This is a genomic window from Sporosarcina sp. NPDC096371 (assembly GCF_044762865.1).
In the GTDB taxonomy this organism is placed as follows: domain Bacteria; phylum Bacillota; class Bacilli; order Bacillales_A; family Planococcaceae; genus Sporosarcina.
Window position 1 is genome coordinate 501,324 of sequence record NZ_JBIWFE010000001.1, and the last position, 17,540, is coordinate 518,863.

At 43.3% G+C, this 17,540-nt stretch carries 15 protein-coding genes; all 15 read left to right on the forward strand.

Annotated features, from left to right (window positions below):
• Positions 1-158 precede the first annotated feature (158 nt).
• The 15 genes from ACIQ0H_RS02325 to ymfI all read left to right on the forward strand — a co-directional run bounded on the left by ACIQ0H_RS02325 (position 159) and on the right by ymfI (position 17,480).
• Positions 159-434 carry a YlmC/YmxH family sporulation protein gene (locus tag ACIQ0H_RS02325; protein WP_403410326.1) on the forward strand — a complete coding sequence of 92 codons (276 nt, stop codon included), beginning with the start codon at positions 159-161 and terminating at the stop codon, positions 432-434.
• On the forward strand, positions 424-1,197 hold the full coding sequence (locus ACIQ0H_RS02330) for a hypothetical protein (RefSeq protein WP_403410329.1): 774 nt from the start codon (positions 424-426) through the stop codon (positions 1,195-1,197). The genes ACIQ0H_RS02325 and ACIQ0H_RS02330 overlap by 11 nt, the downstream gene beginning before the upstream one ends.
• A gap of 12 nt (positions 1,198-1,209) precedes the next feature.
• Positions 1,210-1,800 carry a dipicolinate synthase subunit B gene (locus ACIQ0H_RS02335; RefSeq protein ID WP_403410332.1) on the forward strand — a complete coding sequence of 197 codons (591 nt, stop codon included), beginning with the start codon at positions 1,210-1,212 and terminating at the stop codon, positions 1,798-1,800.
• 167 nt (positions 1,801-1,967) lie between these two features.
• Positions 1,968-2,996: an aspartate-semialdehyde dehydrogenase gene (locus ACIQ0H_RS02340; RefSeq protein WP_403410335.1), complete on the forward strand. Its 1,029-nt coding sequence runs from the start codon at positions 1,968-1,970 to the stop codon at positions 2,994-2,996.
• A 21-nt stretch (positions 2,997-3,017) separates the two neighbouring features.
• Positions 3,018-3,908 carry a 4-hydroxy-tetrahydrodipicolinate synthase gene (dapA, locus tag ACIQ0H_RS02345; protein ID WP_403410338.1) on the forward strand — a complete coding sequence of 297 codons (891 nt, stop codon included), beginning with the start codon at positions 3,018-3,020 and terminating at the stop codon, positions 3,906-3,908.
• 174 nt (positions 3,909-4,082) lie between these two features.
• Positions 4,083-5,750 (forward strand): ribonuclease J, encoded by a 1,668-nt coding sequence (locus ACIQ0H_RS02350; protein WP_403410341.1) that lies wholly within the window; start codon positions 4,083-4,085, stop codon positions 5,748-5,750.
• Positions 5,751-5,871: 121 nt separating this feature from the next.
• Complete coding sequence (locus ACIQ0H_RS02355; RefSeq protein WP_403410344.1) at positions 5,872-8,190, forward strand: DNA translocase FtsK; 2,319 nt, start codon at positions 5,872-5,874, stop codon at positions 8,188-8,190.
• A gap of 165 nt (positions 8,191-8,355) precedes the next feature.
• Positions 8,356-9,084: a GntR family transcriptional regulator gene (locus ACIQ0H_RS02360; protein ID WP_403410347.1), complete on the forward strand. Its 729-nt coding sequence runs from the start codon at positions 8,356-8,358 to the stop codon at positions 9,082-9,084.
• A 48-nt stretch (positions 9,085-9,132) separates the two neighbouring features.
• A complete protein-coding gene (locus tag ACIQ0H_RS02365; protein ID WP_403410350.1) occupies positions 9,133-10,209 on the forward strand; it encodes a BMP family lipoprotein in 1,077 nt (358 codons plus the stop codon).
• 262 nt (positions 10,210-10,471) lie between these two features.
• Complete coding sequence (locus tag ACIQ0H_RS02370; RefSeq protein WP_403410353.1) at positions 10,472-12,022, forward strand: ABC transporter ATP-binding protein; 1,551 nt, start codon at positions 10,472-10,474, stop codon at positions 12,020-12,022.
• Positions 12,012-13,058, forward strand: a complete 1,047-nt coding sequence (locus ACIQ0H_RS02375) for an ABC transporter permease (RefSeq protein WP_403410356.1) — start codon at positions 12,012-12,014, stop codon at positions 13,056-13,058. Before ACIQ0H_RS02370 ends, ACIQ0H_RS02375 begins: the two co-directional genes overlap by 11 nt.
• Before the next feature lies 1 nt (position 13,059).
• Positions 13,060-14,019 carry an ABC transporter permease gene (locus ACIQ0H_RS02380; RefSeq protein ID WP_403410359.1) on the forward strand — a complete coding sequence of 320 codons (960 nt, stop codon included), beginning with the start codon at positions 13,060-13,062 and terminating at the stop codon, positions 14,017-14,019.
• A gap of 157 nt (positions 14,020-14,176) precedes the next feature.
• On the forward strand, positions 14,177-15,454 hold the full coding sequence (gene yfmF, locus ACIQ0H_RS02385; RefSeq protein ID WP_403410362.1) for an EF-P 5-aminopentanol modification-associated protein YfmF: 1,278 nt from the start codon (positions 14,177-14,179) through the stop codon (positions 15,452-15,454).
• On the forward strand, positions 15,451-16,749 hold the full coding sequence (gene yfmH, locus ACIQ0H_RS02390; RefSeq protein ID WP_403410365.1) for an EF-P 5-aminopentanol modification-associated protein YfmH: 1,299 nt from the start codon (positions 15,451-15,453) through the stop codon (positions 16,747-16,749). The genes yfmF and yfmH overlap by 4 nt, the downstream gene beginning before the upstream one ends.
• Positions 16,746-17,480, forward strand: a complete 735-nt coding sequence (gene ymfI, locus ACIQ0H_RS02395; RefSeq protein WP_403410368.1) for an elongation factor P 5-aminopentanone reductase — start codon at positions 16,746-16,748, stop codon at positions 17,478-17,480. Before yfmH ends, ymfI begins: the two co-directional genes overlap by 4 nt.
• Positions 17,481-17,540: the final 60 nt, after the last annotated feature.

Consider the following 17,540-nt stretch of genomic DNA (forward strand, 5'->3'; position numbering starts at 1 on the left):
ATAGTCGTTAAACGAGTGGTAGTGTAAATAAACATAGCGTGGAACTTCGGACCCTAAATGGATTCGAAGGAATTCTTTATCGCAATTTCGCTAGTAGCAGTCAGCTTTCCAGCCCCCAATTCATATGATGGATGGAGACAATGGAGAGGAGAATGACAATGCTACTTTCAGAACTTGCGCAGAAAGAGCTTATTCAAGTAGAGGACGGGGTTCGGTATGGCTTTTTGGCGGATACCGACCTTGTTTTTGATGGTAAAACAGGAGCTATTATTGGATTTGAAGTGAAGAAGAAACTTGGACGATTTTCGTTTAAAAATCGTCAAGAACATTCGGATGAGTTTATACCATGGAGTGAAATTGTGTTGATTGGGGAACATCGAATCCTTTTTGGGAAAACACACAGCATGGATGGGTTGGATATCGATGAAAGATAATAAATGGCTCATGATTGGGACGGATCAACGGCTAGCGACTTGTTGCGATATACTGACTGCGAAAGGATATCGTTGCCAACATATTGCAACGAATGACTATTCGGAACAACTAGGTGAAGTCATTGCGGAATGGTCACCGAAGTATATCATTTTTCCTATTCAGCAAATGAAAGGGACCATTCCTCCGACCTTACTAGCAAAAGGAACGGAGCTATATACGGGCGTTGCATCGGCCGAGTGGTTGAAGCCTTTCAAGGATGCAGGGTTACAGGTTCGATCCTATGTAAAGGATGAATCATTCATCTGGCATAATGCGCTATTGACGGCGGAGGCATTTGTCCATGAGTATTATGCACGCGTAAAACGTCAACTGTTAGGGAACCATTTCCACGTGGCTGGTTTTGGTAAGGTTGGTAAGATGACGGCGCATGTTCTGGCATCACTTGGGTCGGAGGTGACCGTTGTAGCGCGGTCTATTACACAATTAAGTGAAGCAACGGCATTAGGCTATAAAACGGAACAATTGACGGCTGATTTCGATATGACGGAAGGAAATTTGGTCAATACAATTCCTGCAAAATGGCTAGCTGTCAATGGTAATCCTCATCTTCATGTCTTTGATTTAGCATCTGCGCCCGGTTGCCTAAAGGAACCACTTTCGCCCGAATACTATACAGTACTCCTCGGATTACCGGGAAAACATTTTCCTATTGATGCGGCAATTGTTTTGGCAAATGCTGTCGAGGGGATGTCTAAAGAATGAGAGGGGATCTCGATGCTACAGGGTAAAAGGATCGGCCTTGGTATTACGGCGTCACATTGTACGTACGAAGCCATTATACCGGTCATTGATTCGCTAAAGGACGCAGGAGCAACGGTTGTTCCAATCATTACACATTCGGTGTTGACGGCTGCAACGCGTTTTGGAACAGGTGAAGAGTGGATTGCGCGCATAGAGGAAGCGACGGGCGAAAAAGTGATTTCGACGATTGTTGGTGCAGAGCCATTTGGACCGAAAACGCCTGTTGATTGTATGATTATTGCGCCGATGACAGGAAATTCAATTAGTAAGTTTGCTAATGCAGCAACAGATTCACCTGTTTTAATGGCAGCAAAAGCAACGTTGCGCAATGGGAGTCCAGTTGTGATTGGTATCTCAACAAATGATGCGCTCGGCTTGAATTCGATGAACATTATGAAGTTATTAAATATGAAAAATGTATATTTTATACCGTTCGGACAGGATGATCCATTCAATAAACCAAACTCCCTGATCGCTGATTTTACACTTATGGTACCTACCGCAGCAGCAGCCCTCGAAAACAGCCAACTCCAACCATTATTGATTATTCATGAAAAAATATAAAAATACAGCACAGAATATTCGTAGATATGATATAATTCCACCAATGAACTGCTAACGGTGTAAAGGACTAAAGTTTTTCTTCGGATCATGCTTTTCGACGTGAAACGACAGAGAACTGTATAGTCCTAGTTATTTTCATATCCGTTAAGGCTGAAAGGGAGATAGAGATGAAAAAAGTGAATGTTGCAATCGTCGGTGCTACGGGAGCTGTCGGTACAAAAATTCTTGAAAAATTGATAGAACGTAATTTTCCATTTGAATCCATCAAACTACTTGCATCGAAACGATCTGCTGGGACAGAAATTACGGTAGGTGGGTCTAACTATATTGTTGAAGAAACTGTGCCGGAATCATTTGAAGGCATCGATATCGCGTTTTTTAGTGCAGGTGGCTCTATTTCGGAAAAGTTTGCACCTGAAGCTGTAAAAAGAGGGGCGGTCGTGGTTGATAATACTAGTGCATTCCGCATGGTAGAACATATACCGTTGGTCGTTCCAGAAGTGAATGCACAGGCGCTAAGCAACCATACGGGCATCATCGCAAATCCGAATTGCTCAACGATTCAAATGGTAACGGCGCTTCAGCCTGTCAAAGAAAAGTTCGGTCTTAGCCGTATTATTGTGTCAACGTACCAGGCGGTTTCTGGGGCAGGTGCAGAGGCGATTGATGAACTAGGCAGTCAAAGTCAACAATTTGAAGGGCGTGTGGCAAACGAAGCAGCGATTTTACCATCTGCGTCAGCAGAGAAGCATTATCCGATTGCTTTCAATGCCATCCCTCAAATCGATTCATTTGATGCTTCGGGTTACACACTTGAGGAATTGAAAATGATGAATGAGACGAAAAAGATTTTTGGCGATTACGATATGTCTGTAACGGCAACTTGTGTCCGATTGCCTGTTGTAACAGGTCATTCCGAGTCGGTTTATATCGAAGTCGACAACGAGGATGTAACGGTGGAAGACATCCGAGCAAGTATGGAAGGTGCGCCAGGTGTCGTCATCCAAGATAATCCGGAGCAACAATTGTACCCAATGCCGTTATTTGCGGAAGGGAAAGACGAAGTATTCGTTGGCCGTATCCGTAAAGATCCGAATCATGCAGGAGGCTTCCATATGTGGATTGTCTCAGATAATCTGCTAAAAGGAGCCGCGCTGAATTCGGTTCAAATTGCAGAACAATTGATTCGACAATAATACGCTAAAGGATTGATCATAATGGATCTTGGACAAATAGGTACGGCAATGGTAACTCCTTTTTCAGAAACAGGCACTATTGATTTCAAGCGAGCTAAAAAATTGATTGAGCATTTGATTGCAAATGGAACGGATACATTGATTGTCAATGGCACGACAGGTGAGTCACCAACTGTGACGGCGCAGGAAAAGAGGGCGTTACTGTCGTTCGCGGTCAAGCAGGTTAATAAACGCATTCCTGTAATTGCGGGGACAGGAACAAATAGTACTGCTGAATCTGTCTTGTTAACACAGCAAGCGGAGAAGCTCGGAGCAGACGGTATTATGCTTGTGACGCCTTATTATAATAAGCCAGACCAAAGAGGCATGTACGCACACTTTGCACATATTGCGGCGGAAACGAAATTGCCGATTTTGCTATACAACATTCCAGGTCGTTCGGTGGTCAACCTGCTACCTGAAACGGTTATCGAACTGTCTAAAATAAAAAATATCCGTGCGGTGAAGGAAGCGAGCGGAAGTCTTGAACAAATGGCTACAATTATTGATGGTACGGACGATGGATTTTCTGTCTACAGTGGTGACGACGCATTGACATTACCACTTCTAGCGATAGGTGGTCAGGGTGTCATTTCGGTCGCATCACATGTTGCTGGTAACGAAATGCAACAGATGATTAATGCATTCAAAAGCGGGCGGACAGAAGAAGCTGCAGCGATGCATCGTGCATTGCTACCGCTATTCCGTGCGATATTCTCCGCTCCAAATCCAGTACCAGTAAAATATGCGCTTGAAAAAATAGGGCTTGAAGTGGGCGGCGTGAGATTGCCGTTAGTTGATTTTGGCGAGGGCCAAACTGCTTTCGATCAAGTATGGGAAAACTATCAGAAAAACCAGCTTATTTTCAACTAATTAAGTTGCGCCTGTGTATAACTATCAGCCACAGCGTAGCAGATTCAGTGAAATAACTCTTTTTAATTAAAGCCGGTAGCGAATACCGGCTTTTTTTGTTTGTGCAGAAAGGTTCTGTCCCGTATAATGAAACATAGTCGTGATGAACGGGAATGAGTCATAGGAGGAAAAAATGTGGTAAAAACTAAAAATGAACTTATAAGAATCATCCCTCTCGGAGGAGTCGGGGAGATTGGGAAAGCCATGTACGTCGTCGAAATCGATGAAGAACTATTCGTTGTTGATGCGGGGCTTATGTTCCCAGAAGGGGAAATGCTTGGAATCGACATCGTTATTCCAGATATATCCTATATTGAAGAAAACAAAGAGCGAGTGAAAGGGATTTTCCTAACACATGGTCATGAAGATGCAATCGGATCAATTGCTTACTTATTACAAAAAGTGCAAGCGCCCGTTTATGGCTCTAAATTGACAATTGCTCTAGCAAAAGAACATTTAAAAGAGATGCCGGCACCCCCGAGCGTCAAGTTTTTTGAAGTGACAAACAAAAGCCGGATGAATTTCAAAAGCACACGCGTGACATTTTTCCATACAACGCATAGCATCCCAGATTCTCTTGGAATTGTATTCCATACGAGTGAAGGAGCAATCGTTCATACGGGCGAATTCAAATTCGATCAGTCTGCGAAAGGGAAATACCGTCCAGATATTTCGAAGATGGCGGCGCTTGGAGAAGAAGGTGTCTTTATCCTGATGTCAGATTCATCTGAGGCGGAGCGCCCAGGTTATACCACTTCTGAATCAGTCATCGAAAACAGCTTATCCAAAACGTTTCACGGGGCGGAAGGACGTATTCTTGTTGCACTGTATGCATCGAACTTCATCCGTATCCAGCAAGTGTTTGACAAAGCGTTTGAAAACGGTAAAAAAGTTGCGGTTGTTGGAAAGAGTCTAGAAAGTTACTTTGAAGTCGGTGTCAAATTAGGTTATTTGACCATCAAAGATGATGTCGTCATACCTGTTAAAGAAATCGACAAATACGATGACAGCCAAATTGTGATTATTGTCACGGGCAATAAAGGCGAGCCCCTAGATGCGCTTGAGCGAATTGTACGTAAACATCATAAAGACATCCGCATCAAAGAGACAGATACGGTATTGATTACCTTCACACCATCACCTGGTATGGAAGTGTCGATGTACCAAACGATGAATGACCTTGCAAAAGCGGGTGCAACGGTGTTGACATCTAGTAAGAATGTTCACGTATCAGGTCATGGTAGTCAAGAAGACTTGAAGTTGATGCTTAACTTGATGCAACCGAAGTATTTCATCCCAATTCAAGGGGAATACCGGATGCTAATTGCGCACTCCAAGCTTGCACAGGAGATTGGCCTTCAAAAGTCGCAAGTATTTATCGCCGATAAAGGGGATATCGTTGAATATAAAAATGACAAAATGCGGATGAGTGGACGCGTTCAAGCGGGGAACATCCTTATTGACGGTATTGGAGTAGGAGATGTAGGGAATATCGTGCTTCGTGACCGTAAATTATTGTCACAGGATGGTATTTTCACAGTCGTCATTACACTGAGCCGCAAACAAAAACGCATTGCTGCTGGACCTGAAATTGTCTCACGCGGATTCGTCTATGTCCGTGAATCGGAAGAGTTATTCGATGAATCTACAAAACTTGTCACAAAAATAGTCGAGAAGTATGTGAATAAAGAGACGTTCGAATGGACAAACATTAAACAAGAGATACGTGATACACTTAGCTCGTACTTGTTCCAACAAACGAAAAGAAGACCGATGATTATTCCGATTATCATGGAATACTAATCGTCTATACGAATAGATAACTTTGTAAAGGACCGATCCGAAGGATTTCCTTGCCGTCTGAGCGGCGGGAAATCCTTTTTCATTGGCGTTATTCGCCTTTGATCTAGAAAGGAAGGGGAAAATGGCTAAGAAAAAAAAGAAATCAGCCGCACGGAAAAAGAAGCCGTCTGGGTTAAACCCATTATTGTATGAAGTGATTGGCTTGGCGATGATTGGGCTTGCCGTCATCATTATCTTTGAGTTTGGAATTGTCGGTAGAGGACTTTCTTCCGTTTCACGCTTCCTGTTAGGAAATTGGCATAGTGCGATTCCACTGTTACTCATCGTACAAGCGCTAATGTTCATGATTAAGCGCAAGGCGGGTGGTTGGAAAAATCGAATTGTTGTCGGGAGCTTGTTTATTTTGGCAAGTCTCGTGCTATTCAGCCATGTCTACTTGTTTAAAGAGTTACACGCAAGTCGTATTTTGATGACAGAATCTGCACTGAAAGAAACGTGGAGAGTACTCGTAACGAATGGTGGCATCACGTCACGGAGTGGTGCACTTGGCGGAGGAATGGCTGGAGCTATTCTGTTTGCGTTATTCCATTCGTTGTTCGACTCGGCAGGTGCGATGGTTGCAGGTGTCTTATTATTACTCATAGGACTTATTCTGATTACTGGAAAAGCACTTGTTCCTTATGTAATCGACTATTTTCCTAAACTTATTAGTTGGGCTACGAATTTATTTGAAAAAAAGGAGAAACCTACTCCTAAGCCTGTCACAGAACCAAGGACAACCCGTTCGAAGAAAACGAGAAGGGCTATTGCTACAGAGGAAACGCCTGTCCCACCGGTAGAGCAGGAAGAAGTCGTATCACAGCCCATTATTTCTGCATTCAGTGAACGGATTGATAAGCCAGTTCGTGAAGAACGAGCTGTGGTGGAAGAACCGCCAGTACAAAAACAGGAACCAGAACAACCGATGACAGAAGAAGTTGTCACCTATGCCAATGTGGCCGAGGAAGAGAATGAATTATATATTTTGCCACCCGCATCGTTACTGAAACAAACGCCAGTTACCGATCAGTCAGACGAATTCGATTCCATTCAAGCAAATGCACAAAAACTTGAACGGACATTCCTGAGTTTCGGTGTCAAAGCAAAAGTGACGCAGGTGCATCTAGGGCCTGCGGTGACGAAATACGAAGTGTTACCGGATACGGGTGTCAAAGTGAGCAGAATTGTGAACTTGGCGGATGATATCGCATTGGCACTTGCCGCAAGCGGTATTCGAATCGAAGCGCCTATTCCAGGTAAATCAGCCATTGGTATTGAAGTGCCGAACAGCTCGGTAGCGATGGTTAGCCTGCGGGAAGTCATTGAAGCGAAGGAAAATAACCGTCCTGACTCGAAACTAATGATTTCGCTTGGTCGTGATGTCACAGGACAGGCGATGCTAGCGGAGTTGAATAAGATGCCGCATGTACTGATCGCGGGTTCGACGGGAAGCGGGAAGAGTGTCTGCATTAACGGCATTATCATTAGTATTTTAATGCGTGCAAAACCACATGAAGTCAAAATGATGATGATTGATCCGAAAATGGTGGAACTAAATGTTTATAATGGGGTTCCACACCTTCTTGCACCTGTTGTAACAGATCCAAGGAAGGCATCTCAAGCACTTAAAAAAGTGGTTTCGGAAATGGAACGTCGCTATGAATTGTTTTCGCATACGGGGACGAGGAATATCGAAGGCTACAACGAACATATAGAAGTATGGAACGAAGAAAATGAAGAAAAACATCCACGCATGCCTTATATTGTCGTCATTGTTGATGAATTGGCCGATTTAATGATGGTTGCATCGAATGACGTAGAAGATTCCATTACGCGGCTTGCACAAATGGCTCGTGCAGCAGGTATTCACCTTATCATTGCCACACAACGTCCAAGCGTCGACGTTATCACAGGGATTATCAAAGCGAATATTCCATCGCGTGTGGCCTTTGCTGTGTCGTCTGCAATTGATTCGCGAACGATTCTCGATAGTGGTGGGGCGGAAAAACTGCTTGGAAGGGGCGATATGCTATTTCTACCGGCAGGTGTGGCAAAACCCGTTCGTATCCAAGGGGCATTTGTATCAGATAGTGAAGTTGAAGCGGTTGTTGATTTTGTGATTGAACAGCAAAAAGCGCAATATCAAGAAGAAATGATTCCTCAAGATATCGAAGAAGTGCCCGCTCATGAAGAAACGGACGAATTATATGATGACGCGGTACAACTTGTCACTGAAATGCAGACGGCTTCTGTTTCAATGTTACAACGTCGTTTTCGCGTCGGTTATTCGAGAGCTGCCAGGATTGTTGACCAGATGGAGATGCGTGGGGTCGTCGGGCCGCCTGAGGGCAGTAAACCGCGCCAAGTCCTAGTTGGTAGGGATGAAGTGGACCCTTATTGAATAATTAGCGTGACAAAATAGGTACATTTCAGCACTTGAAACGAACACATTTATACTTTTTTTTAGAAGGTTGTTTATTTTGGATGACGAAAGTGATATAGTATGGATGATTAGTAGTGATGTTAAACATCTGAGGTCTGACCTCGTTAAGGGGGGGGAGATGGGATGATGGTAAAGGCGGACCAAAGGCATTTGTATGTGCAGGTGATTGAACGTTTGAAACAAGACATCGAATTAGGCATATTCAAAGAGAACGAAAGGTTTCCTTCTGAATTTGAGCTCGCTCGTACATTGGGTGTCAGCCGTGCAACACTACGGGAAGCGCTTCGTGTGCTTGAAGAAGAAAAAGTAATTGTACGAAAACATGGTGTGGGAACATTTGTGAACCCTAGACCGCTGTTTTCTTCCGGCATTGAGCATTTAACAAGTGTCTCTTCCATGATTCGCGATGTTGGCATGGAACCGGGAACAATCTTCATGGATGTTTCGGAAACGGACCTATGTGAAGAAAGTATGGAAAAGTTTAGTTGTGATGAAAAGGATCGTCTTGTAACGATTAAAAGAGTAAGGACAGCGGACGAAGAACCAGTCGTCTATTGTATCGATCAAGTGTTAGCGAAAAATCTTCCGTCTGGTACGGAAAATCTTTTTCATGATTCTATTTTTGATGCAATTGAAAAGTCTGGCACGATCCGTATTGCCCAAGCTGTGACGCATATCGAGCCCGTTGGTTATGATGATGAGGCATCATCTATCCTAAGATGTGGTGTTGATGTTCCACTGCTTGTCCTGCTGCAGCATCATTACAGTGAGGCAGGCGAAATGGTCTTATATTCTAAGAATTATTTCCGGGCTGATAAATTCAGTTTTCATGTTGTACGAAAAAGGGTATAAGACGTTAATACGTCCTACTAATAAGAAGAAAAATAGGAGGTTCCAACAATGAGCAAACGTAAATTTGGTCTTGCTTTATCAATGGTTCTGGCTGCTGGTACAATACTTGGCGCTTGTGGAACGGATAAAGAGAAAGACAATGCAGGTTCTACAGGCGGATCGAAAGAGGATACTTTTTCGATTGCAATGGTAACGGATACAGGCGGTGTTGACGATAAATCCTTCAACACATCAGCTTGGCTTGGTATCCAGGAATACGGAAAAGAGAACAATTTGACAAAAGGTAACGGTGGTTTCGACTACTTGCAGTCTAAAGAAGAATCGGAATACCCATCGAATTTGAACAAGCTTGTTCAACGTGACTTCGATCTAATTTTCGGAATAGGCTACCTTTTGAAAGATGCACTTGAAGAAGTGGCTGAACAACGTCCAGACAGCAAATTCGCATTAGTGGATGAAGTGTCCGAGTCACCAAATATTGCAAGTCTTATGTTCAAAGAGCAAGAAGGAGCATTCCTAGCGGGTGTTGCTGCTGCTCGTATGACAAAGTCTGATAAAATCGGATTTGTTGGCGGTATGGAAATCCCAGTTATTGAACGTTTTGAAGCAGGATTTGTTGCAGGTGTTGCAGCAGTAAGACCAGATATCAAAGTAGATGTTAAGTACACGGGCGATTTTGCAAAAGCTGAACTTGGAAAAGCGCATGCAAACCGTATGTATTCTTCAGGCGTAGATATTATTTTCCACGCTGCTGGTGGTTCAGGTAATGGTGTATTCGCTGAAGCAAAAGAACGTAAAAAAGCAGATCCAAATGCAAATGTATGGGTTATCGGTGTGGACTCTGACCAGTATGAAGAAGGTCGCGTAGATGACAAAACGAACATCACATTGACTTCAATGTTGAAACGCGTTGACATTGCTGTTAAAAATACAGCGGAGCTTGCTGCTAAAGGTGAATTCCCTGGTGGTAAAGTAACAACATTCAGTCTTGCTGACGAAGGAATTGAACTTGCTGATTCACGTGGCGCAATTCCTGAGGAAGTTCTAGCTGAAGTAGATGAATTCACGAAAAAAATCGCAGCTGGTGAAATCGAAGTTCCAGAGTTTACTGAGAAAAAGAAATAAGAACAATGCGGGATCATGAAGGCCGGATTATTTTGGTCTTCATGATTTCCCTTTTAATTAACAGACGAAAGGATTCCATGTAGGGATTCTTTTCTTGTGTTAACTTAAAATAATACAAGACAAGTTGAATAAATGGATAGCCGTTGGTGCTGTGTCAAAGAGCTTTATAAAAAGAAGATTTAGTAGAGGCATCGATGGTATTTATTTGTTAACTTGCTTCTTAACCATAACGTACATATGCGAATACGAGGGAGTGAACCTAGTGGAATATGTAATTGAGATGCTGAACATCCGTAAGGAATTCGGTAATTTTGTTGCAAATGATAATATTACACTTCAGCTGAAAAAGGGCGAAATTCACGCGCTTTTAGGTGAGAATGGTGCGGGTAAATCTACGTTGATGAACGTGTTATTCGGACTGTATCAGCCTGAAGCTGGAGAAATAAAAGTACGAGGAAAAGTAACGGCAATTACAGATCCTAACGTCGCTAACGAACTTGGCATCGGCATGGTTCATCAACATTTCATGCTCGTTGAAAATTTGACGGTGACAGAAAATATCATTCTCGGTAATGAACCTAAAAAAAGAGGTATGATCAATATTAAGGATGCAGCTAAAAAAGTAGCTGACATTTCAAAGTTATATGGCCTCGAAGTAGATCCTTATGCCAAAATTGAAGACATTTCAGTGGGGATGCAACAACGGGTAGAAATTTTGAAAACGCTTTATAGGGGAGCCGAGATTCTCATTTTCGATGAACCGACAGCCTCGTTAACACCACAAGAAATCGATGAACTGATTTCAATTATGAGGAAATTAGTGGATGAAGGTAAATCTATTATTATTATTACCCATAAGCTTCAAGAAATTATGGACGTCTCTGATCGCGTGACAGTAATCCGCAAAGGGCAAGGGATTGGAACAGTCATTACGGACGAAACAAATCCTGAAGAGCTTGCTACGTTAATGGTTGGACGTCAAGTGACGTTCAAAACAGAAAAAGGGCCTTCTTATCCAAAAGAGGAAGTTCTTCGCGTAGAAAATCTTGTTGTCGATGATTACCGTGGGATTCCAAAAGTGAAAGGGTTAAATCTTTCCGTACGCAAAGGAGAGATTGTTGGGATTGCGGGTATTGACGGCAATGGTCAATCTGAATTAATCGAAGCGATTGCGGGTCTCCGTAAAGTGAAGAGTGGGAAAATCTTTTTGGACTCGAAAGATATTACGGGTAGAAAACCACGTGAGATAACAGAAACGGGTCTCGGTCACATTCCACAAGACCGTCATAAACACGGCTTGGTGCTCGACTTTTCGGTAGGTTATAATGTGGCGTTGCAAACGTATTACCAGGCACCTATATCTAAAAACGGTATCATTAATTATAAACTGATATCTGAAAAGGCCAATGACATCATTAAAACGTATGATGTACGGACGCAGGGTGAGCATGAGCCGGTCCGAGCATTGTCGGGTGGTAACCAGCAAAAACTGATTATCGGTCGTGAAGTGGATCGTAATCCAGATTTACTAATTGCGGCACTACCGACACGTGGGCTTGATGTGGGAGCCATCGAATTTATTCATAAAAGACTGATTGAACAACGCGATAATGGAAAAGCTGTTTTGCTCATTTCGTTTGAGCTGGATGAAGTGATGAATGTTTCGGATCGTATTGCGGTTATTTACGACGGCACGATCGTTGACACAGTGATTCCAACGGAGACGAATGAACAGGAGCTAGGCCTTCTGATGGCAGGGCAAACGAAAGAAGAAGTTGCACGGAAAGAAGGTGAAGAGCACGATGTCAAATAGAGTTCTCAATCTATTAGTACCAATTATTTCTATTATTCTCGGATTGCTTGTAGGAGCAGTCGTTATGTTGTTAAGCGGTCATGATCCGGTTGCAGGCTATACTGCGCTATGGAACGGGATTTTCGGTAGTTCGTACTCTATAGGTGAAACAATTCGACAAATAAGTCCTTATATCTTAGCGGGTCTTGCAGTTGCTTTTGCTTTCCGCACGGGACTATTCAACATTGGGGTAGAAGGTCAACTGATTGTGGGTTGGTTCGCTGCAGCCTATGTGGGTATGGCGTTTGAGTTACCTAAGATTATTCATTTGCCACTGGCACTTCTTGCGGCAGCGGCGGCAGGAGCACTGTGGGGACTCATCCCTGGAATATTGAAGGCAAAACTACATGTTCATGAAGTAATCGTTACGATTATGATGAACTATATTGCTCTTCATACGGTCAATGCACTTATTAAAGCCGTTTCAGATGGTAGTTATAAGACCGAAAAAATCCATGAGACAGCCTCTCTGCGATCAGAATTTTTAGCTAATTTAACGGATTTCTCTACGTTACATTATGGAATTCTTGTTGCACTAGCAATGGTTGCTGTGATGTGGTTTATGTTAGAAAAAACGAAAATGGGTTATGAACTTAAATCGGTTGGATTTAATGAACATGCTTCACAATATGCGGGGATGAATGTTAAGAAAAACATTGTCCTATCGATGGTTATATCGGGTGCATTTGCCGGTCTTGCTGGGGCTATGGAGGCGCTAGGGACATTCGGTAATATGGTGTCGCGTGGTGCCTTTACGGGTATTGGGTTTGACGGTATCGCCGTTGCCCTACTTGGTGCCAATACACCACTCGGAATTATTTTTGGGGCTACTCTTTTCGGCTCGTTAAAATATGGTGCGAATAATATGCCGAACGAAGCTGGCGTCCCGATTGAGATTGTCTCCATCGTTATTGCACTCATCATCTTCTTTGTGGCATCGGGTTATATTATCCGGGTGTTACTCAGCAAGATGAAGAAGAAAAAGGAGGCAAAGTGATATGAGTTTTCTCGAAGTACTGTATTTCGTCATTCCGTTGACAATTTCATATGCCGCCCCTCTTATTTTTACAGCAATCGGTGGTTTGTTCTCCGAACGCTCAGGTGTCGTGAACATCGGATTAGAAGGTCTAATGGTGATGGGTGCTTTTATCGGTATTCTCTTTAACCTGTTTTACGCAGACGTGTTCGGTGCTTGGACACCGTGGCTTGCGTTGGTTGCGGCGATGCTCGTTGCGGCGATCTTCTCTATTATGCACGCTGTTGCGTCGATCTCATTCCGAGCAGACCAGGTTGTATCAGGGGTTGCTATTAATATGCTGGGGATTGCGATTGCGCTATTCTCGGTAAAATTGATTTTTGATAAAGGGCAAACAGACTTTATCCAATATAGTATTCCACGTTTTAACGTGCCATTTTTACATGAGATTCCGTTTATCGGACCTTTATTTTTTAAAGGGGTCTACGGTTCATCATTTTTAGCAATCGGGCTGGCATTCCTGACTTGGTTTATCGTCTTTAAAACGCCATTTGGTCTCCGTCTTCGTTCGGTTGGGGAACATCCAATGGCTGCGGATACAATGGGGATCAATGTCACGAAAATCCGTTACATTGCAGTCATTATTTCAGGTGGACTTGCTGGTATCGGTGGGGCGATCTATTCTCAAACGATGACGAATGATTTTAGTCACTCGACGATTAATGGGCAAGGATTCATGGCGCTTGCGGCGCTAATCTTCGGGAAATGGCATCCGATTGGTGCGATGGGTGCTGCTCTATTCTTCGGATTTGCACAGGCGCTGGCCATCAGTGCGTCTAGCATTAGTTTTTTACAAAATGTACCTTCCGTCTATTTGCATATTCTTCCATACGTTCTGACGATTCTTGCACTTGCAGGATTTATCGGCAAAGCGAATGCACCAAAAGCAACTGGGCAACCATATATTAAAGGACAGCGTTAACCATATAGCTGCCCGGAAGTCTGGTTTTGCAGATTTCGGGCAGCTTTTTGAATGTTGTCTAGCTCCAGGCGCTGTTCATTATTATTTGCTTATTCGGACAAACGGAATGTATAGTGAGGTTAGGATTCCGCATATTAACGAAAACAGAGGTGTTTGTATGTTCAAAAAAGTTGAGCTTCAAAATGGCGTCACATTATATATCCGCAAGTCGGATCAATTCAAAACGGTCAATTTCTCCGTGAAATGGAAAACGGACCTCGATGAAAAGAAATCAGCACAACGCGCAGTATTGTCGAATGTCCTACAAGATTCTAACGGGCGTTACCGGACACAAACGGCGTTTCGCAATACATTAGACGAATTATATGGCGCAGTCCTTTACACGGATGTTGCCAAACGTGGCAACACACATATTTTTTCTCTGTATGCTGAGTGCGTGAATGACGAGTATTTATCAGAAGGCGGCGTTTTGGATGAAGTGCTAGGGCTAATCCAAACCACAATCTTTGAACCGAATCTTGTGGATGGTCAATTCGATGAAGCCATTGTTGCCCGTGAAAAACGTTCTGTTATCGAACGAATTCGTTCCCTCTATGACGATAAAACAAGATATGCCCAAAAACGGATGCTGGAGCTTATTCGACCGAATCAAGCTGCATCTGCGTCTTCATATGGAACAGAAGCAGATGTCCAGGCAATAACATCAGCCGAATTATTTGCGTCTTATGAAGACATGCTAGACAAAGATGAAATTGACCTGTACATCGTAGGGGATATTGACGCCGACGTCATGATTGAGAAAGTGAAAAAGATGTTCACATTCAAAGCGCGTCCAACACGTGAACGTCAGCTAGGAACGCAGGTTCCAGCCGATCAAACAGTGGCTGTTCAACATGTCGGGGAACAACAGGATATGAAACAAGGGAAATTACATCTAGGTTTTAGCACACCTATCACATTCAAACATCCAGATTATGCAAAAATGCAAGTGACAAACGGAGTTTTCGGAGGGTTTGCGCATAGTAAGCTATTTATGAACGTTCGTGAAAAGGAAAGCATGGCGTATTACGCATCCAGTGCTTATGCTTCTCACTACGGCTTGATCTATGTCATGGCAGGTATTGATGCGGATCTTGAAGAGAAGGCTGTAAACCTGATTAAAGAGCAGCTTGTGGCACTTCAGCAAGGGGATATCACAGCGCTAGAGCTCGACCAGACGAAAGCGTTACTTGCCAATGGCATTAAAAGTGCATTTGATTCGGCGAGAGGACAGATTGAAGTGTTCGATCAATATAAAGAACAAGATGAACATTTCACAGCAGAAAAACTAATTGCGGGATGGCAAGCTGTTACAAAAGAGGACGTCCAACAGATGGCTTCTGAAATCACGCTGGAAATTGTTTATCTGTTATCCGGCAAGGAGGCCGTAAAATGAAAAAGATTGAATTTGATAATTTACAGGAAACATTATATAACGAGAAACTGTCCAATGGGCTCGATGTCTACATTTTACCGAAACGTGGATTTTCAAAAACTTTTGTAACGTTTACAACAAAATATGGTTCTGTCGATCGGACGTTTATTCCTCGTGGCAAGAAGGAAGAAGTCACCGTGCCAGATGGTATTGCCCATTTCCTAGAGCATAAATTATTTGAAAAAGAAGATGGCGATGTCTTTCAAAAGTTTAGTGTGAACGGGGCTTCTGCCAATGCCTTTACGTCGTTTACACGAACTGCTTATTTATTCTCTGCTACAGATAAGCTTTACGACAATACGGAAATTCTTCTCGACTTCGTACAAGAACCGTACTTCACGGAAAAGACGGTTGATAAGGAAAAGGGGATTATTGCCCAGGAAATTACGATGTATGATGATGAGCCCGATTGGAGGCTTTATTTCGGGACGATTGAAAATATGTATCATGAACATCCGGTGAAAATTGATATCGCGGGAACGGTTGAATCCATTCAAGATATTACAGCGGAACATTTATATGAATGCTATGAAACGTTCTATCATCCGTCGAATATGGTGCTGTTCGTTGTCGGGTCGGTTGATCCAGATGAGATGATGACCTTCATCAAAAAGAATCAAGATGCAAAAACATTTGATGAGCCAGCAGACATTGCTCGAATTTTCCCGGCTGAACTGGATGCCACTGCAATTAGCGAAAGAACACTTGCAATGGATATTTCTAAGCCGAAATTTAATATGGGCTTGAAGTGTAACAAGACGGATGTAGAGGGAGAAGAAATGCTGATTCAGGAACTGTCGTCAGGTCTTGTATTGGATCTTTTGTTTGGCAGAACATCTCCGTTCTATACAGCTGCTTATGAAGAGGGTCTGATTGATGAATCATTCTCCTATGACTTCACGCTTGAAAACGGATTTGGTTTCGCTATGGTCGGGTCTGATACGGACCAACCTGAACAACTGGAAAGTGCTATCCGCAAAACACTTCAGGACGCCGTAGAGAAATGGCCGATTACCCCTGTGGAACTTGATCGGATGCGCAAGAAGAAAATTGGGCAATTCATGCGTTCATTGAACTCACCAGAATTTATTGCCAACCAATTCACTCGCTATACTTTCAATAAGATGAACTTGTTCGATGTTGTTCCAACACTTGAAAAATTGACGGTTGACAACCTGCAAGCTGCTTTCCAAACATTTGCTGATGCTAGCGGGCATACCGTTTATTCAGTTGTTCCGGCTGACAAGGGTCAATGATTGAGCGGACATACTGCGTCGTCCTTGGCGCTTCTGGTGGGATTGGAGAAGTAATAAGTCGCACGTTAGCTGCTGCAGGTTGGTCGTTACATCTCCATTACCATGAAAATAGCCTACAAGCGGATCGATTGCGGAGTGAATTGAGTGCTGCCTACCCAGAGTCGGACTTTCGAGTCGTGCAGTCCGACTTTGGCAGTGTGAATGGTGCGGAAACGCTTGCGAAACAAGTAGGGCAAGTGAAAGCGATTGTGGTCGCGAATGGGCAGTCGATGCTAAAGTTGTTAACGGAAACAACTGCGGAGGACATGGATGCATTATGGAAAGTCCATGTCCAAAACCCAGCTCGATTTATAAGCCTGGTGTCACCGCAATTACGCGCGTTTGACATGTCATATGTCGTATTTATTGGTTCGATTTGGGGCAATACAGGAGCAGCGGGAGAAGTGATGTATTCCGCTGTAAAAGGGGCACAGCATGCATTTGTCAAGGCGTATGCGAAAGAGGCGGCTTTTTCAGGAATCCGTGTCAATGCTGTGGCACCTGGCTGGATTGATACACGCATGAATGATGCGATTCCATTGGACGAACGGCAAATGGTCATCGACGAAATTCCGTTGCAGACAACTGGTACACCTGAGCATATCGCGGAGGCCGTTCAATTCTTGGTAAGTGGCAAAGCGGATTATATGACTGGTGAGATAATGAAAATTAATGGCGGTTGGTATATTTGACGGGAAAAGGGCGAAGAGGGGCAAATAGTTCCCTTTTTCTTTTTTCCTTTTATTCATAAG

What these genes read in the sequence shown, in the direction of transcription:
- ACIQ0H_RS02325 (WP_403410326.1), top strand. Translation starts at nt 159, where the DNA reads ATGCTACTTTCAGAACTTGCGCAGAAAGAGCTTATTCAAGTAGAGGAC.
- ACIQ0H_RS02330 (WP_403410329.1), top strand. Translation starts at nt 424, where the DNA reads ATGAAAGATAATAAATGGCTCATGATTGGGACGGATCAACGGCTAGCG.
- ACIQ0H_RS02335 (WP_403410332.1), top strand. Translation starts at nt 1,210, where the DNA reads ATGCTACAGGGTAAAAGGATCGGCCTTGGTATTACGGCGTCACATTGT.
- ACIQ0H_RS02340 (WP_403410335.1), top strand. Translation starts at nt 1,968, where the DNA reads ATGAAAAAAGTGAATGTTGCAATCGTCGGTGCTACGGGAGCTGTCGGT.
- dapA (WP_403410338.1), top strand. Translation starts at nt 3,018, where the DNA reads ATGGATCTTGGACAAATAGGTACGGCAATGGTAACTCCTTTTTCAGAA.
- ACIQ0H_RS02355 (WP_403410344.1), top strand. Translation starts at nt 5,872, where the DNA reads ATGGCTAAGAAAAAAAAGAAATCAGCCGCACGGAAAAAGAAGCCGTCT.
- ACIQ0H_RS02360 (WP_403410347.1), top strand. Translation starts at nt 8,356, where the DNA reads ATGATGGTAAAGGCGGACCAAAGGCATTTGTATGTGCAGGTGATTGAA.
- ACIQ0H_RS02365 (WP_403410350.1), top strand. Translation starts at nt 9,133, where the DNA reads ATGAGCAAACGTAAATTTGGTCTTGCTTTATCAATGGTTCTGGCTGCT.
- ACIQ0H_RS02375 (WP_403410356.1), top strand. Translation starts at nt 12,012, where the DNA reads ATGTCAAATAGAGTTCTCAATCTATTAGTACCAATTATTTCTATTATT.
- ACIQ0H_RS02380 (WP_403410359.1), top strand. Translation starts at nt 13,060, where the DNA reads ATGAGTTTTCTCGAAGTACTGTATTTCGTCATTCCGTTGACAATTTCA.
- yfmF (WP_403410362.1), top strand. Translation starts at nt 14,177, where the DNA reads ATGTTCAAAAAAGTTGAGCTTCAAAATGGCGTCACATTATATATCCGC.
- yfmH (WP_403410365.1), top strand. Translation starts at nt 15,451, where the DNA reads ATGAAAAAGATTGAATTTGATAATTTACAGGAAACATTATATAACGAG.
- ymfI (WP_403410368.1), top strand. Translation starts at nt 16,746, where the DNA reads ATGATTGAGCGGACATACTGCGTCGTCCTTGGCGCTTCTGGTGGGATT.